This is a genomic window from uncultured Stenotrophomonas sp. (assembly GCF_963519925.1).
Classification (GTDB): domain Bacteria; phylum Pseudomonadota; class Gammaproteobacteria; order Xanthomonadales; family Xanthomonadaceae; genus Stenotrophomonas; species Stenotrophomonas maltophilia_AE.
This window is the reverse complement of record NZ_CAUQPH010000024.1, coordinates 20,263-41,791: the sequence shown is the minus strand read 5'-3', so window position 1 is coordinate 41,791 and position 21,529 is coordinate 20,263. Positions and strand designations below refer to the sequence as shown.

The window sequence follows — 21,529 nt, the reverse complement described above, 5'->3', positions numbered from 1 at the left end:
GGCCGCGCCCGCGTTGTTGCACGCTGCCGCAGCCGCGCGCGCGGCGCCCGCGCGGTTCGCCACGACGCGCGTCGTAGCAGACCTGCGGGGTGTCCGCGTCGAACAGCGACGGTGCCAGGCGCGCGTAGGGGCACAGGTCAAGACAGACCTGCTCGCGCAGGAAGCCGGCATTGGCCCAGGTGGCGGTGGCGTAAAACAGCACCCAGAACCGTTCCCAGGCGCTCCAGCGCCCGGGCCAGAACCCGGCGACCAGTGCGTCGATGGGCGTGAACAGCCCGACGAAGGTGATCCCGGTCCACAACGCGATTGCGGCCCACCCCACATGCTTGATCGTCGCTGCCAGGGCCGGTCGGTGCAGCCAGCGCGCGCACCCGTGTTCGACCCAGCGGAACAACGTGCCCCACAGGGTCTGCGGGCAGGCATGCCCGCACCAGACGCGCCCTCCCAAGGAGGTCAGCAGCGCAAGCGAGCACGCCATGACCGCGACCAGCCCGAACAGCACGCCCACGTCACCGGGCCACAGGGTCCAGCCGAACAGGTCGAAGCGGCGCGCCGGCAGATCGAACAGCAGGGCCTGGCGGCCGTCCCAGCGCAGCCAGGGCAGGGCATGGAAGCCAGTCAGCAGGGCCACCGACAGCAGCGCGCGCCAGCGCAGCGCCGGGCGCGCAACCGGGGCGCAGGGCGCCCTCATCCCAGCGGCAGCTCGTTATCGTCGCGGGGCAGGGGCCGCAACAGGTAGCCGGTGACCGCGCTCGCCAGCGCAGTCACCGCCCAGAACATGAAGAAGCCCAGCGTGTAGCCGAGCTCGCGGCTGATCGCCTGCCCGGGGAAGCTGATATCACGCAGGCGCAGCGGATCGACGAAGGCGAAGAACACCCCGCAGGCCAGTCCGGCAGCGATGAAACTGGGCCACAGCACCGCGCCCCAGTACTGGATGAGCAAGCGGCGGCGCGTGCCGGGCGGGTCTTTGGATGGGCGCATGAGCCGCACGTTAGGCCCTGCGACAGCACGCCACATTGATCCTGATCAAAGCGGCGTAGCATCATGCCCACGGTGCCCTGTCCGGCCCGCCGCCGAGGAATCCCATGTCGTCCCCCGCTGTTCCGGCCCTGCCCGTGGCATCGCCGCAGCTCTGCAGCGAAGCGGAGGTGACGCGGCTGGTGCACGACTTCTACGCACGCGTGCGCCGGGACCCGCAGCTGGGCCCGGTGTTCGACGCGCGCGTCCACGACTGGGACGCGCACCTGGCCCAGCTGGTCGATTTCTGGTCGGCCATGCTGCGCGGCACGCGTCGCTTCAACGGCAACCCGATGTCAAAGCACATGGCCATGCCCGAGCTCGAACGTGCGCTGTTCGACCGCTGGCTGCTGCTGTTCGGCCGTACCACCGCCGAGTCGGACAATGCGCCGATGCAGCGCCTGGCCGACGACGTGGCGGCGCGCATCGCCGACACCTTCTGGCGCCGCATCCAGATGCAGCGCTGGTCGGAGCTGCCGGTCGTGCGCACGCTGCGTCCGGATTGATCTGGCTCAATGCGCGTCGGCGTGCCTCCGCGCATGCTGGCGGCATGGATACCCTTTCGCCTGCCGCCGCCGGTCTTGCCTGGCACTTCGATCCCGAGCTGCTGCGCCGTCACGACCGGCCCGGGCCGCGTTACACCTCGTACCCGACCGCGCCGCATTTCCATGACGGCTTCGGCGAACACGCCCTGCGCGCGGCGATCGCGGCCAGCAACCGGCAGGCGCGGGCGTTGTCGTTGTACGTGCACGTCCCGTTCTGCAGCAGCCCGTGCTTCTACTGTGGCTGCAACCGGGTCATTACCCGCGACCACGGCAGGGGCGCAGCCTACGTTGCCCGCGTGCTCGGCGAAGCCGACCTTGTCGCGCCGCTGTTCGATGCCACGCGCGAGGTGGTCCAGCTGCACCTCGGCGGTGGCACCCCCAACTTCCTGGCGCGGGCACAGATGCGTGAACTGATCGATGGATTGCGCCGCCGCTTCACCTTCAGCACGGCCGCCGACCGCGATTTCTCGATCGAACTGGACCCGCGGTTCGTCAGCCGCGAGGACATTGCCGGGCTGGGCGCGCTCGGCTTCAACCGGGCCAGCCTCGGCATCCAGGACTTCGACCCGGTGGTGCAGCGCGCGATCAATCGCGAGCAGGGCGTGGAAGCGACCCTGGAGGTACTGCGCGCCTGCCGCGAACATGGGCTGGCGTCGGTGAACGTCGACCTGATCTACGGGCTCCCGCACCAGACCCTGGACGGCTTTGCGCGGACCTTGGAAGCGGTGCTGCGCGAACGCCCGGACCGGCTGGCGATCTACGGGTACGCGCACCTGCCGAACCTGTTCAAGGCACAGCGGCAGATTCCCGATGCGGCGCTGCCCGGGCCGGACCAGAAACTGGCCCTGCTGGGCTTGGCGGTCCGCCGGCTGTCGCTGGCCGGCTACCAGTACATCGGCATGGACCACTTCGCGCTGCCGGGCGAGAACCTCGCGCGCGCCCAGCGCGCGGGCCAGCTGCACCGCAATTTCATGGGCTACACCACCCACGCGCAGACTGACCTGGTAGGTCTGGGCGCCAGCGCGATCAGTCGCATCGGCAGCAGCTACAGCCAGAATCCGCGCGAGCTGCCGGGCTGGGAGGCGGCGGTGGACGCCGGTCGCCTGCCGGTCTGGCGCGGGCTCACCCTGGATGCGGACGACGAACTGCGCGCGGCGCTGATCAACCAGCTGATGTGCCAGGGCGAAGTGGACGGGCGAGCGCTTGCGGCACGCCATGGCGTCGATTTCGACCAGTACTTCGCCGAGGCCCTGGCCTCGCTGTCAGCGCTGCAGGCCGACGGTCTGGCGGACTACCGCGACGGCGTGGTACGCGGCACCGACCGCGGCCGCCCGCTGCTGCGCCTGCTGGCAATGTGCTTCGACCGCTACCTGGCCCAACCGGACCACCCGGTCCGCTACTCGAAGGCGATCTGAACCTCGCGCGTCGTCCTCGCTCGGACATGCATCTGGTGTGGTGAATTCAAAGCGGTAATTTCATTGAAAGAATCGTCTGGAGCCGGGGGAACGGTGCCAATAGAGTCGCGAAGTAGCGGATCAGGCGCCGGCGAAACACGCGTGGAGAATCCGTGCCATTGACATCTATTCGTTTGTAAACGAAAATGGCCATGAACACGATCGAGCATTACCTGACGGCGGACCAGCAGCGAGATCCGTACATGGAGTGGCTGCGGCGAATGCGGAATGCGCAGGCCCGTATCGCGGTCATTCGACGGATCGCCCGCATCGAACACGGGAACTTCGGTGATCAGAGGTTCTGCCGCGACGGCGTGTGGGAGCTGCGCGTGGATGTTGGCCAGGGGTACCGCGTGTACTACGGCATGTCGGGCCAGAGCGTCGTGCTGCTGCTGTGTGGCGGCGACAAGCGCACGCAGGACACGGACATCAAGCGTGCCGTGCAGTATTGGCAGGATTGGAATCGGAGAATCGAACGATGAGAAGCCGAGCGAACGACGAAGCAATGGCCGAACTGTACCGCAGCGATCCTGCGCTCGCGCTGGATGTCGTCAACAGCATCCTGGCCGATGGTACACAGGCGGAGTTGATGACGGTGCTGCGCCAATTGGCGCAGGCCGTGGGCGGAGTCCAGTCGGTTGCCGAGCAGGCACATCTCAATCCCACGCAGCTTTACCGGACCTTGTCGCCGAGGGGCAATCCCGCATTGAGCAGCCTCACTGCCATTCTCAAGGCGATGGGACTGCGCCTGGCAGTGCAACCGCTGGCTGCAATGCCCCCGCTTCACGCTGCGTGACGGCCCGCGGCCTGTCGCAGTCCAAACGTGGTGCCCGGAGCCGGAATCGAACCGGCATGGGGTTGCCCCCGGCGGATTTTAAGTCCGATGCGTCTACCAGTTTCGCCATCCGGGCGCGCTTGGCGGGGGCAAGTGTAGCGGAAAGCCGGTCCAGCGCTGCGCTAGCATGGCGTATCCCTCCCGCCCGGAACCGCTGGCCATGCTCACGCTGCATATCGGCAACAAGAACTACTCCTCGTGGTCGATGCGGTCGTGGGTGCTGATGACCCAGGTCGGCATCCCGTTCCAGGAGGTGGTGCTGCGCTTCGACAGCTTCGATCCCGGCTCGCAGTTCAAGCGCAGCGCCGAGGCGCTGTCGCCCTCGGGCACGGTGCCGGTGCTGGTCGATGGCGAGCGCGTGGTGTGGGACACCCTGGCCATCGCCGAGTACCTGGCCGAAGGCTTTCCCGAGCATGCGCTGTGGCCGCTGGACCGCGGCGAGCGCGCGCTGGCGCGCAGCGCGACGGCGGCCATGCACAGCGGCTTTGGCGCGCTGCGTTCGCATTTTCCGATGAACATCGAGGCGCGCCTCCCCGACATCGGCGCACGCGTGCTGCGCAGCCAGCCCGAGGTCGTCGCCGACCTGCAGCGGCTGCAGGCATTGTGGGAGCGCCTGCTGGCCCGGCATGACGGTCCGCTGCTGTTCGAGCGCTTCAGCATCGCCGATGCCTTCTTCGCGCCGGTGGTGATGCGCCTGCAGACCTACGCCGTGCCGGTGTCGCCGCGCGTGGCCCGCTACATGCAACAGGTACAGGCGCTTGAGGGCGTGCAGGCCTGGGTGGCCGCAGCGCTGGCCGAACATGACTTCCGTCCGTTCGAGGAGCCATACCGGCAAGCCCCGGATGCGCCCTGAACGGCGCTGAAGGAGGGCGGCCGACGCGGTCTTTACGCCAGCCGCGCTGGCGCCGTAGTCTGCGCTGAGCACTCACACAGGGATCGGGGCGGGCATGGCGAAGGCGGCAGCAGGTGTGGTGCTGGGCATGGCGCTGGCATGGGTGGGCATTCCCTGGGAAGCGCCCAGACCCGTCCGCCCGAGGTGGTCGACCTCGCCCCGGTCGTAGTGTCCGGCGTGCAGCCGGGTCCGGGGATGTGGCGGGTCACCGGCACCGATGGCCATGCGCTGTGGATCCTCGGCACGGTGTCGCCGTTGCCGGCCAGGCTGGAGTGGCGGGCCGACGAGGTCGAGGCGGTGATCGCCAGTGCCGATGCGGTGCTCGGTGCGCCGGGCTGGACGCTGGACGCCGATGTCGGTTTCTTTGGCCGGTTGACCCTGATGCCGTCGGCAATGAAGGCCGCCCACGATCCGCAGGGACGGCGCCTGCAGCAGATTCTCCCCGCGGACCTGTATGCGCGCTGGCAGCCCTTGAAGCAGCGTTACCTGGGGCGCGGTGGCGGGGTGGAGAAGGATCGCCCGCTGGTCGCGGCTACCCGGCTGTATGCCGCAGCGCTGGAGGAGGTGGGCCTGAGTCCGCGCGCCGGCGTCGGCGAGCAGCTGAAGAAGGCTTACAAGCGGCGCGGGCTGACCCCGGTGGTGACGAAACTGGAGATCAAGGTGGACGACCCGCGCGCGGCGCTGAAGGAAGTGCGCGCCAGCACCCTGGAGGATGTGACCTGCCTCCAGCGCACGCTGGACGTGGTGGAGCACCAGTTGCCGCTGCTGGTCGAACGCGCCAACGCCTGGGCCGTAGGCGACACCGCAGCGCTGCAGCAGCTGGCGCTGAAAAGTCAGTACGACGCCTGCATCGGCGCCATTGCCAGCAGCGCGATGGGGCAGCGGCGTGGCATGACCCAGCTCGACGCGCGCGCCACCGAGAAGTGGCTGGGCGCCGCCCGCGACGCGTTGGCGCGGCACGCGGTGACCTTCGCCACGGTGCCGGTGCATTCGCTGGTCGAGCCCGGCGGTTACCTCGACCGGCTGCGCCAGGCCGGCTACAGCGTGCAGGATCCGTAGCGCAGGAGACCGGCACCGTTCGGCGTCTTTTCCCCTGCGCACGCTTCATGGCATAGTCATGACGACCACACCGGGGGTGCCCATGGCGCTGCACGCGTTCGCTTACGTCAGCGAAGCTGTCGAAGGAATCGACGGGTCGGACATCGACCGAATACTCGCCGCAGCGTCGAGCTTCAACAAGGTCACCGGTGTCACCGGGGTCCTGATGTTCGATGGCCAGCGCTTCCTGCAGTACCTGGAAGGGCCCGACGATGGCGTGGCCTCGGTCGAACAGCGCGTACTCAATGCCCGCAGCCATGTGCGCATACGCGAACTGGCGCGTGGCGAAGTCGCCACCCGGCACTTCCCGCGCTGGACCATGGCCTCGTCGCGGATCGAGCCCGGCGTGATGAGTGCGATCGTCGACGCGGACTGGCCTGGTTTCACCGCCGCCGCGCCTGTCGACGGCCAGCGCCGGGTCGGTTTCGCACGCCTGCTCGAACTGTGGACCGGTGTGTCCGGCGAGCTGGAACCGGCGGCGGTCACGTTGGGCTCGTGATGGCGGGTGATTCGTAACAGAAAGATCACAGTGCAGCGCCTACCATGTGTCTACCAGCTGTGACCGGTCCGGGGTATGCCCCCGGGGTTGTCTGAAAGGGTAGTAACCGCAGCTGGACCATTTTGTAGCCGTCGTCCGTACTCTCCGCGGGCGGCGGCTTTGTTCTTTGTGGCGCCGCACGCGACACGTTAGGCTTGTTGCCTCAGCTTCCTGCCACCGGGCCACGCATGACCCCATCCAACCTGTTGTTCCCGCACGCGCCCGCCGCCGCCGCGCAGGCGCGCATCTGCGTGATCGGCCTGGGTTACGTGGGGCTGCCGCTGACCGTCGCCTTCGGCACGTTGCAACCGACCCTGGGCTACGACATCGACGCGGCACGGGTGGCCGAGCTGCAGCAGGGGGTGGACCACACCCTGGAGCTGGAAGCGCACGAGCTGGCCGCCGCCGTGCACGCGCGCTACAGTGCCGATCCGACCGACCTGGACGGGTGCAACGTCTACATCGTCACCGTGCCCACGCCGATCGATGCGCACGAGCAGCCGGACCTCGGTCCGCTGCGCTCCGCCAGCACCCTGATCGCCCGCGCGCTGAAACCGGGCGATCTGGTCATCTACGAATCCACCGTCTACCCCGGCACCACCGAAGAGGTGTGCGTGCCGCTGCTGGAAGCCGGCTCCGGCCTGCGCTTCAACCAGGATTTCCACTGCGGTTACAGCCCCGAGCGGATCAACCCGGGCGACCGCCAGCGGCGGCTGGCCGACATCCGCAAGATCACCTCCGGCTCCACGGAGGAGGTTGCCGCGGTGGTCGACGCACTGTACGCACGCATCATCACCGCCGGTACCTGGCCGGCCCCGTCGATCCGCGTGGCCGAAGCGGCCAAGGTGATTGAGAACATCCAGCGCGACGTCAACATCGCGCTGGTCAATGAGCTGGCGCTGATCTTCGACCGGCTCGGCATCGATACCCAGGACGTGCTGGATGCCGCCGGCAGCAAGTGGAACTTCCTGCCGTTCCGGCCCGGCCTGGTCGGCGGGCACTGCATCGGCGTGGACCCGTACTACCTGCTGCACAAGTCCGAAAGCGTGGGCTACCACCCCGACCTCATCCACACCGCGCGGCAGGTCAACAACCGGGTCGGCGCGCACGTGGCGCAGCGGGTGCTGGAACTGCTGCAGTCGCGTGGCCATGCCGTGGCGCAGGCGCGCATCCTGGTCCTCGGCGTGACCTTCAAGGAAAACTGCCCTGACCTGCGCAACAGCCGCGCGCTGGAGCTGGCCCAGGCGCTGCAGGCCGCCGGTGCCCGGGTGCAGGTGCAGGACCCCTGGGTGGGGCCGGCCACGCTGCAGGGCAGTGCGCTGCAATGGGTGGACGCGCCGGATCCGCAGGGTTACGACGCAGTGGTGCTGGCGGTGGCGCACGACAGTTTCCGCCACATGGAGCGTGCGGCGATCCAGGCGTTGTTGCGCCCGCAGGGCGTGGTGTACGACGTGAAGTCGGTCTGGCCGCGCGACCTGGTCGACGACCGGCTGTAGACCGCAGGGGTTGTAGACTGCGGCGCATGTGTTGATCGAGGAACGCCATGCACCGGTATCTTGTCTACCTGCTCGCCATCCTTCTGCTTCCGCTCTGCCTGTGGCTGGCCACGATCTGGCCGGCGTGGTACTGGGGCGTGGGCATCACCGCCGCCATGGTGGCGGTGGGCACCTGGGACCTGGTGCAGAAGCGCAGCACGCTGCGGCGCAACTACCCGGTGCTGGCGCACTTCCGATATGGGCTGGAATCGATCGGGCCGGAGATCCGCCAGTACTTCGTGCAGAGCGACCTGGAAGACGTGCCGTTCTCGCGCCAGCAGCGTGCGCTGATCTACCAGCGCTCCAAGAACGAAATGGACGTGGTCCCGTTCGGCACCCTGCGCAGTACCTACGCGGTGGACTACGAGTGGATCAACCATTCGCTGGCGCCCACCGAGGTGGTCGATCACGATTTCCGCGTGCTGATCGGGCCGAACTGCGCCAAGCCGTATTCGGCCAGCGTGTTCAACATCTCGGCGATGAGCTTTGGTTCGCTCTCGGCCAACGCGATCCGCGCGCTCAACGAAGGCGCGCGGCGCGGCGGCTTCTACCACGACACCGGCGAAGGCTCGATCTCGCCGTACCACCGCGAGATGGGCGGCGACCTGGTCTGGGAGATCGGTTCGGGCTACTTTGGCTGCCGCGACGAGCACGGCGGTTTCAGCGAGGAGCGCTTCGTCGCCAACGCCAGCAGCGATCAGGTGAAGATGATCGAGATCAAGCTGTCGCAGGGCGCCAAGCCGGGCCATGGCGGGGTGTTGCCGGCCGCCAAGGTGAGTGCTGAGATCTCGGCCACGCGCGGCGTGCCGATGGGCGTGGACTGCGTGTCGCCGTCGAAGCACTCGGCGTTCAACACGCCGGTGGAGCTGCTGCAGTTCGTGGCCCGCCTACGCGACCTGTCCGGCGGCAAGCCGGTCGGTTTCAAGCTGGCGATCGGGCATCCGTGGGAGTGGTTCGGCATTGCCAAGGCCATGCAGGAAACCGGGCTGCTGCCGGACTTCATCGTGGTGGATGGTGCCGAAGGCGGCACCGGCGCCGCCCCAGCCGAATTCATCGACCATGTCGGCGTGCCGATGCACGAGGCGCTGCTGCTGGTGCACAACACCCTGGTCGGGCTGGACCTGCGCGATCGGATCCGGCTCGGTGCGGCGGGCAAGATCAGCAGCGCCTTCGAGATCGCGCGCACCATCGCGCTGGGCGCGGACTGGTGCAACGCCGGGCGCGGCTTCATGTTCGCGCTGGGTTGCATCCAGTCGCTGAGCTGCCACAGCGACCGCTGCCCGACCGGGATCGCGACGCAGAACCCGAGCCGCTGGCGGCACCTGGATGCCGCCGACAAGGCCACGCGCGTGCACCACTACCACGAGAACACGCTGCGCGCGCTGCGCGACCTGTTGTGCGCGGCCGGCCTGCAGCATCCGGCCGAGCTGGGACCGGAGCACATCGTGCGCCGCGTGTCGCGGGTGGAGATCCGTTCGCTGGCCTCGCTGTACCGTTATCTCGGCCCGGGCGAACTGCTGCGCCGGGTGCCGGACCACGCGGTCTTCCATGATTTCTGGGGCGACGCGCGCAGCGACTCGTTCCAACCGCCCGCGCGCATCCAGGCCCTGCGCAACAGCAAATCGCGCTAGCGATCTGCTGGATCGCCGCCCGACCAACGGTCGGGCGCTACCGCACGTGGGTCAACGGGTTCAACAACCCGGTAGGTACCGACCGTTGGCCGGTACACGGCGTCACCGCGCGAAATACTCCACCACCCCACGCCCGGCACGCAGCCCGCTCGCGAAACACGCGGTCAACAGATACCCGCCGGTCGGTGCTTCCCAATCCAGCATCTCCCCGGCGCAGAACGTGCCAGGCAGGTCGCGCAGCATCAACGCGTCATCCAGCGCTTCCAGGCGTACGCCACCGGCGCTGCTGATCACCTCGGCGATCGGCCGCGCGCGCAGCGGCGACAACGGCAGGCGCTTCAGGGCCGCAGCGATCGCCTCGGCCGGAAGCTGGCCGGCCTCCTTCCCCAGTACCTCGAACAGCAGCGCGGATTTGACTCCGCCCAGCCCCAGCTGGCGGCGCAGGTGTTCGCCGAAACTGCGACCCTGGCGCGGCCGCTGCAGCTTTTCCGCCACCTGTGCTTCGGTCTGGCCCGGCAGCAGGTCCAGGTGCAGGACCGCCTGGCCATCGCGCGCCAGCGTGTCGCGCAGGTCGGCCGCCATCGCGTACACCAGGCTGCCTTCGATGCCATCGGCGCTGATCACGCACTCGCCCTGCTGCGAACGTGGCTGGCCATCCAGCGCGGTCCAGTACGCCACCACCGGCTTCAGCGGGGCGCCGGCCTGGCGGTCGCGGAAGTAGGGGGTCCAGCCGATGTCGAAGCCACAGTTGGCCGGCTTGAGCGGCGCGACATCGACGCCGCGGGCGGTCAGCGGCGCCACCCATGCCGCGTCCGACCCGAGCTCGGGCCAGCTGCCGCCACCCATCGCCAGCACCACCGCATCGGCGTGCACCGCTACTCCGCCGTCGGGCGTATCGAAGCGCAGCGCGCCGTCGTCGTCCCAGCCGGTCCAGCGGTGCTGCACATGGAAGCGCACGCCGGATTCCTTGAGTCGCCGCACCCAGCCGCGCAGCAGGGGCGCCGCCTTGCGGTCGAGCGGAAACACCCGGCCGGAGCTGCCGACATAGGTTTCCACGCCGAAGCCCAGCGCCCACGTGCGCAGCGCGGGGCCGTCGAAATCGGCCAGCCACGCGCCCACCGCCGCACTGCGCTCGCGGTAGCGCGCCACGAACACCTCGAACGGGTCGGAATGGGTCAGGTTCAGGCCGCCCTTGCCGGCGATCAGGAACTTGCGCCCCGGCGAGCCCTTGGCTTCATAAATGTCCACCGCATGGCCGGCGGCGCGCACGGTTTCGGCAGCCATCAGGCCAGCCGGTCCGCCACCGATGATGGCCACGCGTCGCATCGCGGGAACAGCCTGCTCCATGCCGGTCAGCGCGGCTTGACGTCGAGCAGTTCCACGTCGAACACCAGCGAGGCGTTCGGCGGGATCGGGCCGGCGCCGGACGCGCCGTACCCGTACTCGGCCGGAATCATCAGGGTGCGCTTGCCGCCGACCTTCATGCCGCTGAAGCCTTCGTCCCAGCCGCGGATCACCCGGCCTTCGCCGAGCATGAAGCTGAACGGTTCGCCGCGATCGACCGAACTGTCGAATTTTTCGCCGTGCTTGTCGGCCGCCTTTTCGTCGTACACCCAGCCGGTGTAATGGACCACCACCGTGCTGCCCGGGGTCGCTTCGGCGCCGGTGCCGGGCTGGGTGTCGATCTTCTCGAACGTGGCGATGCTGCCCCCCGGCGGCGGGCCAGGCGGGGTACAGGCGGCCAGCAGCGACAGCAGCGCGGGAACCAGCAGGAGTTTCGGCAGACGACGCATCGGCGGCACCGGTTGGACAGGGGGACGCAAGGGTAGCGCATCGCCGGGGGCTATCATGGGCGCATGTCGAAACTGCTGCTCAACCTGCGCAACGTCGCAGACGATGAAATCCAGGACGTGACCGCCCTGCTGGACCAGGCCGGCATCGGCCATTACCGCACCGAGCCCAGTCCGTGGGGGATTTCCTTCGGTGGTATCTGGATCCGTGACGACGCCGACCAGCCCCGGGCCAAGGCGCTGATGGCGGGGTATCAGCAGGCGCGCGGCGAGCGGGTCCGCGCCGAGCGCCAGGCGGCGCTGGCCGACGGCACCGCCGAAACCTTCGGCACGCTGCTGCGGCGGCGCCCGCTGTTCGTGCTGGCGGTGCTGGCCGGCATGCTGGCGGCGGCCGCGCTGGTGCTGCTGCCGTTCGTGCTGCTGCGCGGCTGAACGCCCCTCGTGGGCGGGGGCAGCACAGGCGGGTAAAATGCGCGGATGATCGCCAATACCGCCGCCTATCACTTCACCCCGATCGACGACCCCGATGCGCTGTGCGCCACGCTGCTGGCGCGTGCCGAGGCCGCCGGGCTGCGCGGCACGGTGCTGGTCGCGGGCGAGGGCGTCAATCTGTTCCTGGCCGGCAGCGAATCGGGTATCGATGGTTTCTACGCCGCGCTGCAGGCCGACCCGCGCTTTGCCGGGATGCGGGTCAAGACCAGCTACAGCCGGATGCAGCCCTTCGCCCGGCTCAAGGCCAAGGTCAAGCCGGAGATCATCAGCTTCCGCATCGACGACGGCCAGCCGCTGGCTTTTCCACGCGCGCCGTCGGTGGACCCGGCCACGGTGCAGCGCTGGCTGCGCCAGGGCCATGACGACGCCGGCAAGCCGGTGGTGATGCTCGACACCCGCAATACCCAGGAAATCGAATACGGCACCTTCCAGGATGCCCTGGTGCTGCCAATCAGCAAGTTCACCGACCTGCCCGACGCCCTGGCGCCGCACCGCGAGGCGCTGCGCGACAGCACCGTGGTGAGTTTCTGCACCGGTGGCATCCGCTGCGAGAAGGCCGCGCTGTGGATGCGCAACGACGGCATGGACAACGTGCTGCAGCTGGAAGGCGGCATCCTCGGCTATTTCGAGGAGGTCGGCGGCGAAGGCTATGACGGGCGCTGTTTCGTGTTCGACGAACGGGTAGCGCTGGATCCGGAGCTGAAGCCGCTGGTGGACCTGGCCACCGACTGATTCCGGCCATTGGCCGGCCCTGGCGATCCCGCAGGAATCACCATTCCGCCAGCGCCCATGGTGTCTGGCGGCGGGCGCCCCCATCCAGGGGTCATACCCTTTGATGGAACGTGCGCATGCAACTTTCGATCCTTGATCTGGCCCCGGTCTGTGAAGGCAGCAACACCACGGTCGCCTTCGCCAACATGCTGGACCTGGCCCAGCACGCCGAAGGCTGGGGCTACCACCGTTACTGGCTGGCCGAGCACCACAACATGCCCGGAATCGCCAGCGCCGCCACTGCGGTGCTGATCGGGCACGTGGCCGGCGGCACCGAGCGCATCCGGGTCGGTGCGGGCGGGATCATGCTGCCCAACCATTCGCCGCTGCAGGTGGCCGAGCAGTTCGGCACGCTGGCCTCGCTGTATCCGGACCGGATCGACCTGGGCCTGGGCCGTGCGCCCGGTACCGACCAGCCCACCGCACGCGCGCTGCGTCGTTATTTCGACAGTGCCGACCAGTTCCCGCAGGACGTGCGCGAACTGCTGCACTACTTCGAGCCGGCGCAGCCGGGCCAGGCGGTACGCGCGGTGCCCGGCGCCGGCATTCCGGTGCCGGTGTGGCTACTCGGCTCCAGCCTGTTCAGTGCGCGGCTGGCGGCCGCGATGGGCCTGCCGTTCGCGTTCGCCTCGCACTTCGCCCCGGACGCGATGGATGAGGCGCTGGCGGTCTACCGCCGTGAGTTCCGCCCGTCGCAGTACCTGACCGCTCCGTATGCGGTGCTGGGCCTGAACGTGGTCGCCGCCGAGTCCGAAGCCGAAGCCAAGCGCCTGTTCACCACCCAGCAGCAGAGCTTCGTCAACCTGCGTCGTGGCAAGCCGGGCCTGATTCCGCCGCCGATCGACGATATCGAGGCGTTCTGGCAGCCCCACGAAAAGCTGGGCGTGCAGAATGCACTGGCCTGTGCGGTGGTCGGCGACCTGCGCCAGGTCAGCGAAGGCATGGCCGCGTTCGCCGCACGTCACAAGCCCGATGAGCTCCTGCTCACTGCCAACATCTACGACCATGCCGCGCGCAAGCGCTCGTTTGGCTTGGCGATGCAAGCGTGGAAGGGCCTGAACGCGTAGAGGCACCCCATGGGTGTCTGCCCGGTGCGTGACGCGCACCGAGCCGCGAAGGCGGCGTGACCATCCGGTTCACGTCGCCATGGCCGCCACATTGCTGAGATGGGGCTCCTTTTGCAGGAGTCATCCCATGGCCGATACCGATCGCCAGCAGCACATCAAACAATTGGCCGAACTGATCCGTGGCGTGGACATTGCCATGTTCACCACCACCGGTGTCGACGGACGCCTCTACAGCCGTCCCTTGGGTACCCAGGAAGTCGAGTTCGACGGCGACCTGTGGTTCGCCACCGCCGCCGACAGCCCCAAGGTGGCGGAGATCGCGCTCAATCCGCGCGTCAACGTGGCCTATGCTTCGCAGTCGAAGAATACCTACGTCTCGGTCGCGGGCATCGCGCGCATCGTCGATGATCGCGCCAAGATCGAAGAACTGTGGTCGCCGCCGATGAAGCTGTTCTTCCCGGGCGGCAAGGACGATCCCAACCTGCGCCTGATCCACGTCAGCGCCGAATCGGCCGAGTACTGGGATGGTCCGGGCACGCTGCTGGGCAAGGCGCTGAGCTTCGTGCTGTCCGCGGTGACCGACGACCCGGCCGCGATGTCGGACAACGGCGTCGTCGACCTGCGCTGATCGTCACCCGATCAACGGTCGGGTGCTACCGGTGACTGTTCACCCGACCAGCTGTCGGGTGCTACCGTGGTGGATACGCACGCGACACGCCCCGGTAGGTCCCGACCGTTGGTCGGGACGCACGCATTCTTTACCGGTAGGTCCCGACCGTTGGTCGGGACGCACGCGCGGTCAGAACCAGCGCTGGAACAGCTCCACCAGATACTCCACCAGCTGCCCCGAGCTGAAGCTGAAAAACACCACCGCGGCAATCGCGCCGATCCAGTTGAACAGCATCAGCGTGCCATCGCGCTCCAGCAGCGCCAGCGAGAACAGCAGCAGCTGGAAACCGAACAGATAGTTGGTGAAGGGGATCGGCAGCGACAGCAGCAGCCCCATCAGCACCAGCAGCAGCCCGGTGAACGCATGCGCCGCCACCGGCACCAGCAGCACCGGCCGGCGCGGTTTCAGCATGCGGTCGAGGCGCCGCAACGGCCGGTCGATACGGGCCAGGAAGCGATGCATGGTGCCGCGACGCGGGCCGCGGTTGGCGATGAACCCCGGCAGCCACGGGCGCCGTAGCCCACACAGCATCTGTACGCCGATCAGGATCACCAGCGGGCCACTCACCGCACCGCCCAGCCCCGGGATCGGGATGAAGGAGGGCAGGATCGCCACGAACAGGAACACCCCGAACGCGCTCTGCTGAAGGCCCTGCAGGATCTCGCCCAGCAGCAGGCGCTGCTCCGGGTCGCCGTGGTCGAACATCGCCAGCAGCGTACGGATGCCTTCGTTCCGGTACTCCGGCCGGCCCTGGTCCGGTGCGCCGGGCGGATCAGCCGGTGAGTTCATCGGTCTCCTCTTCGGCCAGCGCGCGCATCAGCAGCTTGTCCACGCGCGCGCCGTCCAGATCGACGATCTCGATACGCCAGCCGGCCCAGTCGAAGTACTCGCCGGCGTGCGGAATGCGGCCGAAGTAGTGGATACACATGCCGGCCAGCGTGTAGTAGTCGCCGTCCTCGGCATCCGGCAGTTCGGCATTTCCCATCAGTTCGCGCAGGTCTTCGATCGACAGCGAGCCGTCCACCAGCAGCGAGCCGTCCTCGCGGGTCACCACCAGGGCGTCCTCGTCGACGTTCTCCACCGACTGCATGCGCCCGACCACCGCGCCCATCAGGTCGCTGATGGTCACCAGGCCCTGGATCTCGCCGTACTCGTCCACCACCAGCGCCATCGACTGCTGCTCTTCGCGGAAGATCTCCAGCAGCTTCATCGCATGGGTCGAGTCGGAGACGTACAACGGCTCGCGCAGCTGCTGGAACAGGGCATGGTCATCGCGCACCAGGCGGGTGACCAGGCTCTTCACTTCGAGCACGCCGACGATGTCCTGGTCGTTGCCGCGATACACCGGGTAACGCGAGAACTCGTGCTCGCGCATCGACGCGAAGTTCTTTTCGGGATCGGCCTGGGTGTCCAGCCAGGCGATCCGGTTGCGCGGGGTCATCAGGCTGTCGGCGGTACGGTCGCCCAGGCGCATCACCCGGTTCATCATGTCGCGCTCGTGCGCGTCGATCACGCCGGCCTCATGGCTTTCGGCGACCAGCATGCGGATTTCTTCTTCAGTGACCGTGGCCGCTTCGTCGTTGCCCAGGCCCAGCAGGCGCAGCACCAGGCGGGTGGTCTTGGACAGCAGCCAGACGAACGGGAACGCCAGCTTGGCCAGCCAGCTCATCGGCAGGGCTACCAGCCCGGCGATGTCTTCCGAACGGGTCAGGGCGAGCCGCTTGGGCACCAGTTCGCCGAAGATCAGCGTCACGAAGGTGATCAGGGTCACGGCCAGGCCCTTGCCGACCAACTCGGCGTGGCCGAAGCCGGGCATCAGGCCCTTGATCCAGCCCGCGATGGCCTCGCCGATGGCGTCGCCGCCGAGCAGGCCGGTCAGCACGCCGATCACGGTGATGCCGATCTGCACGGTGGACAGGAAGCTTTCCGGCTTCTCGGACAGCTCCAGGGCCCGGGCGGCGCGCTTGGAGGAGGCGGCCATCTGCTTCAGGCGGCTCTTGCGCGAGGTCATGACCGACATCTCGGACATGGCGAAGAACCCGTTGAGCAGGATCAGGGCGAAAACGAGCAGGATCAGTTCAAACACGGGCGTCATCCCCGGTTGGTGGCAGGGAGGGCGTGTTCAAGCGGGGGCGGCTACCGGGCCAGGTCAAGCCTGGGGGGCGCGGCGGGGGGTAAGGGTCGTCGTCCATAGAGTGCACCCGAAGGTGCCGCCGCATCTTAACAAAAGCCGGGGGGAGGGGTGCAAACAGAGTCGTTCAGGTGGCCCGGGAGCGGCGTGAAGACGCCGGGAGTACCCAGTTTGGACATCAAACCGTCATAATTCCGCCCGGTGCCGTCCTTCCTCGACGGCGAATAGGTTTCTCCATGTTCTCTCTGCAGACCATTTTCGGCTCCGGCAAACAGTTCTACACCCTGCTGGACGAGGCTGCCCAGGCCGCCCACGACAGCGCCAAAGCGCTGCATTCGATGCTGCGCGAGGCCGACCGCCAGCCGGCGCTGGACGCGTTCAAGCTGGCCCGCCTGCGCGAACGCGCCGCCTCGGACAAGATCAGCCAGGCGCTGGTGGACAGCTTCATGACCCCGATCGAGCGCGAGGACATCGAAGCGCTGGGTTCGGCGCTGTACAAGATTCCCAAGCAGGTCGAGAAGTTCGCCGACCGTTATTCGCTGGCCACCAAGCACCTGGAGCACATCGACTTCGCGCCGCGCGCGGCGATGCTCGAACAGGCGGCCAGCGTGGTGGTGGAGATGGTCAGCGACCTGCGCCACATGAACCTGGACCGGATGACCGCGCTCAATGAAAAGCTGCGCGCGCTGGAGAACGAGGCCGACCGCCTGATGTTGGAGCTGTACCGCGACATCTACTCCGGTCGCCTGGACAACCTGCAGATGTTCCTGCTCAAGGAGTTCTTCGAGATCCTGGAAAAAGCCATCGACCGTTGCCGCGAAGCCGGCGTGGTGGCGTACCAGATCGTGCTGAAGAACAGCTGACGGACGCCACAGCATGCTGACCCTCGTTCTGGTGGTGATCCTGGCCGCGCTCGTCTTCGAGTTCATCAACGGCTTCCACGACACCGCCAACTCCATCGCCACGGTAGTGGCGACCAAGGTGCTCTCGCCCGGCTGGGCGGTGATGCTTGCGGCCTTCATGAACCTGATCGGCGCGCTCACCGGCACCGCCGTCGCGCTGACCATCGCCTCTGGCCTGCTCAACACCAACGTGGTCGACGTGACCCCGCAGGTGATCCTGTGCGCGCTGCTGGGCGGGATCATCTGGAACCTGATCACGTGGTGGAAGGGACTGCCGTCGTCATCCTCGCACGCGCTGATCGGCGGTCTGTGCGGTGCCGGCCTGGCCGCGGCGCACAACAACTGGGATGCGCTGATCTGGTCCGAGCGCATCGGCACCTGGGCCCAGAACAAGGGCCTGCTGTGGAAGGTGTTCCTGCCGATGATCACTTCGCCGATCGCCGGGTTCCTGCTGGGCATCCTGGTGATGCTGCTGCTGTGGGCGATCATCGCGGGCATGGCCAAGGTGGGCGGCTGGCTGGGCCGGCTGGCGCGTCCGCGCATCGTCAACGCGTTCTTCGGCAAGGCGCAGATCGTGTCGGCGGCCTACATGGGCTTCGCGCACGGGCACAACGACGCGCAGAAGACCATGGGCATCATCGCCATGACCCTGATCGGTGCGGAGGCGACCGGCGCGCTGAACGACCTGCCGTCGTGGCTGGCCTTCATGCACCCGGACGCGCACGCCGGTGACGGCATTGCGATGTGGATCGTGCTGACCTGTGCGGTGGTGATGGCCGCGGGTACCGCCTCGGGCGGCTGGAAGATCATCAAGACGCTGGGCCACAAGATGGTCAAGCTGCACCCGATCCACGGTTTCGCGGCGGAAACCAGCTCGGCGACGATCCTGACCCTGGCCGCGCATTTCGGCATGCCGGTCTCGACCACGCACAGCATCTCCACCGCGATCATGGGCGTGGGCTACGCCAAGAACCCGCGTTCGCTGCGCTTCGGCGTGATCGAGCGCATCGTCTGGGCCTGGATCCTCACCATCCCGGCCGCCGGCGGCTGTGCCTACCTGATCCTGAAGCTGTTCGAATTGTTCGGCTGGGCCTGATTCGGTTGGTTTGAAACGGAAAAACCCGGCTTCGGCCGGGATTTTTGTCTCTGCTGGTTGGTCGCGAAGAGCAGCGTTTTCATTCGTCCGAGCTGGGGCGGCCGACGGGCAGCCCCCTCCGGGACACGCCGTGAATCCATCCATGGAGGCTTGTCAAAAACATCCATGTTTTTGACAGTCCCTACGGGGGCTACCCGCCGGCCGCCCCCGACAGATGGTCGTGTGCGGATGGAAAAGGCAGCCACGCAGGGCGTGGCTCTACGCGGTGCGCTGGTAGGTTCGGTTCCCGAACGAACGCACGCACGGCACCAACATCCGTCAACGCATGAAAATGATCGGCACCGCCGTTGATCTCCCATGGCCACCAACACACCGTAGAGGGTCGGCGGGGGCGGGGTTGCGGGACTGTAGAAAACATGGATGTTTTCTACAAGCCTCCATGGATGGATTCACGGCGTGTCCCGCAACCCCGCCCCCGCCGGCCCAGCCCAGTACATGCATCAGCCAAGGGCTGTTCGCCCAGATGCGTGAAGCAGCCGGGCAGAGCCCGGCTCTACGGGATGGCGTGCAACCAGAGCCAAAAAAAATCCCGCCGAAGCGGGATTTTTTCGAATCAGACTTCCAGCGAAGCCAGGTCGCCCTTGTTTTCCAGCCACTGCTTGCGGTCGCCCGCGCGCTTCTTGGCCAGCAGCATGTCCATCAGCGCGCTGGTCTGCTCGCCGTCGTCCACCGTCAGTTGCACCAGGCGGCGCGTGTCCGGGTGGATGGTCGACTCGCGCAGCTGCTGCGGGTTCATTTCGCCCAGGCCCTTGAAGCGGGTCACGCTGACCTGGCCCTTGATCTTCTCGCGCTCGATCTTGTCCAGCAGCGAACGCTTTTCTTCCTCGTCCAGCGCGTAGAACACCTGCTTGCCCACGTCCACGCGGAACAGCGGCGGCATCGCCACGAACACGTGGCCGGCATCCACCAGCGCCGGGAAATGCTTCAGGAACAGCGCCGTCAACAGCGTCGCGATGTGCAGGCCGTCCGAGTCCGCGTCGGCCAGGATCACCACCTTGCCGTAACGCAGCCCGCTGATGTCTTCCTTGCCCGGGTCGCAGCCGATCGCGATCGCCAGGTTGTGCACTTCCTCAGAGGCCAGCACGCTGCCCGACGACACCTCCCAGGTGTTCAGGATCTTGCCGCGCAGCGGCATGATCGCCTGGAAGTCCTTGTCGCGTGCCTGCTTGGCGCTGCCGCCGGCGGAGTCGCCTTCCACCAGGAACAGCTCCGTGCGCGACAGGTCCTGGCTGATGCAGTCCGCCAGCTTGCCGGGCAGGGCAGGGCCCTGCGTGACCTTCTTGCGCACCACCAGCTTCTCGGTCTTCAGGCGCGCGCTTGCGCGCTCGATCGCCAGCTGCGCGATCGCCTCGCCCAGGGTGACGTTCTGGTTCAGCAGCAGGCTGAACGCGTCGTGCGCGGCGCCTTCCACGAAACCCGCCGCCTGCCGCGACGACAGCCGCTCCTTGGTCTGGCCACTGAACTGCGGGTCGGTCATCTTCAGCGACAGCACGAACGAGACCCGGTCCCAGACGTCTTCCGGCGCCAGTTTCACGCCACGCGGCAGCAGGTTGCGGAAGTCGCAGAACTCGCGCAGCGCCTCGGTCAGACCGGTGCGCAGGCCGTTGGCATGGGTGCCGTGCTGCGCCGTCGGAATCAGGTTGACATAGCTTTCCTGGACCAGCTCGCCTTCCGGCAGCCATGCCACCGCCCAGTCCACCACCTCGGTGTCCTTCTTCAACGACCCCACGAACAGGTTCGCCGGCAGCATCTCGCGCTCGCCCAGCTCGGCCTTCAGGTAGTCGCTCAGGCCGTCCTCGAAATACCAGGTGTCCTGCTCGTCGGTGGCCTCGTCGCGCAGCTTCACGGTCAGGCCCGGGCACAGCACCGCCTTGGCGCGCAGCAGGTGGCGCAGCGCCCGCAGGTTGTACTTGGGCGTGTCGAAGTACTTCGGGTCTGCCCAGAACCGCACGCGGGTACCGGTGTTCTTTTTCCCGACGCTTCCCACCACTTCCAGCGGCGTGGCGCGGTCGCCGTTGCGGAAGGTGATGCGGTGCTCGCTGCCTTCGCGCTTGATGTGCACTTCCACCAGCGTCGACAGCGCGTTCACCACGCTCACGCCCACGCCGTGCAGGCCGCCGGAGAAGGTGTAGTTCTTGTTGCTGAATTTACCGCCCGCGTGCAGGCGGGTCAGGATCAACTCCACGCCGGGGATCTTCTCCTCCGGGTGGATGTCCACCGGCATGCCGCGGCCGTCATCGCTGACCTCGCAGCTGCCGTCCTTGTACAGGGTCACCTCGACCGTGCGGGCATGCCCGGCCAGGGCTTCGTCCACGGCGTTGTCGATCACCTCCTGGGCCAGATGGTTCGGGCGGGCGGTGTCGGTGTACATGCCGGGGCGGCGCTTGACCGGGTCCAGGCCAGACAGGACTTCAATATCGGCGGCGTTATAGCGGGTGTTCATCGGTCTTCAAGAAGCGCAAAGCGACGGCGAAGTTTGCGGTCTGGACGGCTTTTTTGCACGCCGCACGTTCAGGGGGCGGCCGACCAGCGCGCGATAGAATGGTTCCGGTGGTGAAAGCCGGCCCCCGGCCACGCCATCCCCAGCCATAGCGAGGAGACCCCCATGAAGAAGTTGCTGACCATCGTTGCCATTGCCGCCGCCGTCGTGGCCGTGCCGCTGGCCATGGCCCAGAACGGCGGACAGGGCCAGTCCACCGCGCAGCAGGGCGACCAGGCCGAGGCCAGGGCCCAGTCCGAAGCCGACGCCAAGGCCAAGCGCCGCGCCGCCGCCACCGCCGAAATGAAGGCCAAGGGCCAGCAGGTGCCGCAGCAGGAGGAGGAAGAAGAGGCCAAGAAGAAGCGCTGACCCTGCGTTTTGGCCTCCCCGACGCCCCGGCTTGCCGGGGCGTCTTCGTTCATGCCCCTTGGGCTTGGGCGCTCCAATCTGTAAACTATGGCTTTCCGGGAGCAGTGCGTGTCATCCATCAGCGAATGGACTGGTCTGGTCGTGCGCGACCGCCAGC

At 67.5% G+C, this 21,529-nt stretch carries 23 protein-coding genes and 1 tRNA gene; 16 read left to right on the top strand and 8 right to left on the bottom strand.

Features of this window, described 5'->3' with window-relative positions:
- Together RWO33_RS06990 and RWO33_RS06985 are read right to left on the bottom strand one after the other, a co-directional pair.
- The coding region (locus RWO33_RS06990; RefSeq protein WP_314103588.1) for a 4Fe-4S dicluster domain-containing protein at positions 1-691 on the bottom strand (691 nt) is incomplete at its 3' end.
- Complete coding sequence (locus RWO33_RS06985) at positions 688-981, bottom strand: hypothetical protein (RefSeq protein ID WP_314103585.1); 294 nt, start codon at positions 979-981, stop codon at positions 688-690. The genes RWO33_RS06985 and RWO33_RS06990, both read right to left, overlap by 4 nt.
- A 104-nt stretch (positions 982-1,085) precedes the next feature.
- On the opposite strand from RWO33_RS06985, the gene RWO33_RS06980 reads away from it, so the two are divergent.
- From RWO33_RS06980 to RWO33_RS06965, 4 genes are all read left to right on the top strand, one after another.
- Positions 1,086-1,523: a group III truncated hemoglobin gene (locus tag RWO33_RS06980; protein WP_314103582.1), complete on the top strand. Its 438-nt coding sequence runs from the start codon at positions 1,086-1,088 to the stop codon at positions 1,521-1,523.
- Between the two features lie 44 nt (positions 1,524-1,567).
- A complete protein-coding gene (gene hemN / locus RWO33_RS06975; protein ID WP_314103579.1) occupies positions 1,568-2,977 on the top strand; it encodes an oxygen-independent coproporphyrinogen III oxidase in 1,410 nt (469 codons plus the stop codon).
- Positions 2,978-3,168: 191 nt separating this feature from the next.
- Positions 3,169-3,498, top strand: a complete 330-nt coding sequence (locus RWO33_RS06970) for a type II toxin-antitoxin system RelE/ParE family toxin (RefSeq protein ID WP_314103577.1) — start codon at positions 3,169-3,171, stop codon at positions 3,496-3,498.
- A gap of 23 nt (positions 3,499-3,521) precedes the next feature.
- Entirely contained in the window at positions 3,522-3,812 is a 291-nt protein-coding gene (locus RWO33_RS06965; RefSeq protein ID WP_314103574.1) for an addiction module antidote protein, read from the top strand.
- A gap of 28 nt (positions 3,813-3,840) precedes the next feature.
- Here the strand turns inward: RWO33_RS06965 and RWO33_RS06960 are convergent.
- A tRNA-Leu gene (locus tag RWO33_RS06960) sits at positions 3,841-3,927 on the bottom strand.
- A 51-nt stretch (positions 3,928-3,978) separates the two neighbouring features.
- Between RWO33_RS06960 and RWO33_RS06955 the strand changes: the two genes are divergently transcribed.
- The 5 genes from RWO33_RS06955 (at position 3,979) to RWO33_RS06935 (ending at position 9,545) form a co-directional block, all read left to right on the top strand.
- A complete protein-coding gene (locus RWO33_RS06955; protein ID WP_222116588.1) occupies positions 3,979-4,704 on the top strand; it encodes a glutathione S-transferase family protein in 726 nt (241 codons plus the stop codon).
- Between the two features lie 138 nt (positions 4,705-4,842).
- Complete coding sequence (locus RWO33_RS06950) at positions 4,843-5,802, top strand: TraB/GumN family protein (protein ID WP_314103570.1); 960 nt, start codon at positions 4,843-4,845, stop codon at positions 5,800-5,802.
- Between the two features lie 58 nt (positions 5,803-5,860).
- Positions 5,861-6,340 carry a BLUF domain-containing protein gene (locus RWO33_RS06945; protein ID WP_314103568.1) on the top strand — a complete coding sequence of 160 codons (480 nt, stop codon included), beginning with the start codon at positions 5,861-5,863 and terminating at the stop codon, positions 6,338-6,340.
- A 227-nt stretch (positions 6,341-6,567) separates the two neighbouring features.
- Entirely contained in the window at positions 6,568-7,875 is a 1,308-nt protein-coding gene (locus RWO33_RS06940) for a nucleotide sugar dehydrogenase (RefSeq protein ID WP_314103566.1), read from the top strand.
- A gap of 47 nt (positions 7,876-7,922) precedes the next feature.
- Positions 7,923-9,545 carry an FMN-binding glutamate synthase family protein gene (locus tag RWO33_RS06935; RefSeq protein ID WP_314103564.1) on the top strand — a complete coding sequence of 541 codons (1,623 nt, stop codon included), beginning with the start codon at positions 7,923-7,925 and terminating at the stop codon, positions 9,543-9,545.
- A gap of 102 nt (positions 9,546-9,647) precedes the next feature.
- On the opposite strand, the gene RWO33_RS06930 is transcribed toward RWO33_RS06935, so the two are convergent.
- Together RWO33_RS06930 and RWO33_RS06925 are read right to left on the bottom strand one after the other, a co-directional pair.
- Entirely contained in the window at positions 9,648-10,892 is a 1,245-nt protein-coding gene (locus tag RWO33_RS06930; protein ID WP_314103562.1) for a TIGR03862 family flavoprotein, read from the bottom strand.
- A 5-nt stretch (positions 10,893-10,897) separates the two neighbouring features.
- Positions 10,898-11,338, bottom strand: a complete 441-nt coding sequence (locus RWO33_RS06925) for an FKBP-type peptidyl-prolyl cis-trans isomerase (RefSeq protein WP_314103560.1) — start codon at positions 11,336-11,338, stop codon at positions 10,898-10,900.
- A 63-nt stretch (positions 11,339-11,401) separates the two neighbouring features.
- On the opposite strand from RWO33_RS06925, the gene RWO33_RS06920 reads away from it, so the two are divergent.
- The 4 genes from RWO33_RS06920 (at position 11,402) to RWO33_RS06905 (ending at position 14,293) form a co-directional block, all read left to right on the top strand.
- On the top strand, positions 11,402-11,767 hold the full coding sequence (locus tag RWO33_RS06920; RefSeq protein ID WP_314103557.1) for a DUF6164 family protein: 366 nt from the start codon (positions 11,402-11,404) through the stop codon (positions 11,765-11,767).
- A 45-nt stretch (positions 11,768-11,812) separates the two neighbouring features.
- Positions 11,813-12,559: a sulfurtransferase gene (locus RWO33_RS06915; protein ID WP_314103555.1), complete on the top strand. Its 747-nt coding sequence runs from the start codon at positions 11,813-11,815 to the stop codon at positions 12,557-12,559.
- 116 nt (positions 12,560-12,675) lie between these two features.
- Positions 12,676-13,665 carry an LLM class flavin-dependent oxidoreductase gene (locus RWO33_RS06910; RefSeq protein ID WP_314103552.1) on the top strand — a complete coding sequence of 330 codons (990 nt, stop codon included), beginning with the start codon at positions 12,676-12,678 and terminating at the stop codon, positions 13,663-13,665.
- Positions 13,666-13,792: 127 nt separating this feature from the next.
- Positions 13,793-14,293 (top strand): pyridoxamine 5'-phosphate oxidase family protein, encoded by a 501-nt coding sequence (locus RWO33_RS06905; RefSeq protein ID WP_314103549.1) that lies wholly within the window; start codon positions 13,793-13,795, stop codon positions 14,291-14,293.
- Positions 14,294-14,464: 171 nt separating this feature from the next.
- Here the strand turns inward: RWO33_RS06905 and RWO33_RS06900 are convergent, their stop codons facing one another.
- Complete coding sequence (locus RWO33_RS06900; protein ID WP_314103547.1) at positions 14,465-15,124, bottom strand: exopolysaccharide biosynthesis protein; 660 nt, start codon at positions 15,122-15,124, stop codon at positions 14,465-14,467.
- On the bottom strand, positions 15,108-16,430 hold the full coding sequence (locus RWO33_RS06895) for a hemolysin family protein (RefSeq protein ID WP_145478021.1): 1,323 nt from the start codon (positions 16,428-16,430) through the stop codon (positions 15,108-15,110). Before RWO33_RS06895 ends, RWO33_RS06900 begins: the two co-directional genes overlap by 17 nt.
- A gap of 272 nt (positions 16,431-16,702) precedes the next feature.
- On the opposite strand from RWO33_RS06895, the gene RWO33_RS06890 reads away from it, so the two are divergent.
- A complete protein-coding gene (locus RWO33_RS06890; protein ID WP_070207259.1) occupies positions 16,703-17,329 on the top strand; it encodes a DUF47 family protein in 627 nt (208 codons plus the stop codon).
- A gap of 13 nt (positions 17,330-17,342) precedes the next feature.
- Entirely contained in the window at positions 17,343-18,464 is a 1,122-nt protein-coding gene (locus tag RWO33_RS06885) for an inorganic phosphate transporter (protein WP_145478020.1), read from the top strand.
- A 613-nt stretch (positions 18,465-19,077) separates the two neighbouring features.
- On the opposite strand, the gene parE is transcribed toward RWO33_RS06885, so the two are convergent.
- Entirely contained in the window at positions 19,078-20,967 is a 1,890-nt protein-coding gene (gene parE, locus RWO33_RS06880; RefSeq protein WP_145478018.1) for a DNA topoisomerase IV subunit B, read from the bottom strand.
- 162 nt (positions 20,968-21,129) lie between these two features.
- Between parE and RWO33_RS06875 the strand changes: the two genes are divergently transcribed.
- Positions 21,130-21,372, top strand: coding sequence for a hypothetical protein (locus RWO33_RS06875; RefSeq protein WP_314103538.1), 243 nt, complete (start codon positions 21,130-21,132; stop codon positions 21,370-21,372).
- Positions 21,373-21,529: the final 157 nt, after the last annotated feature.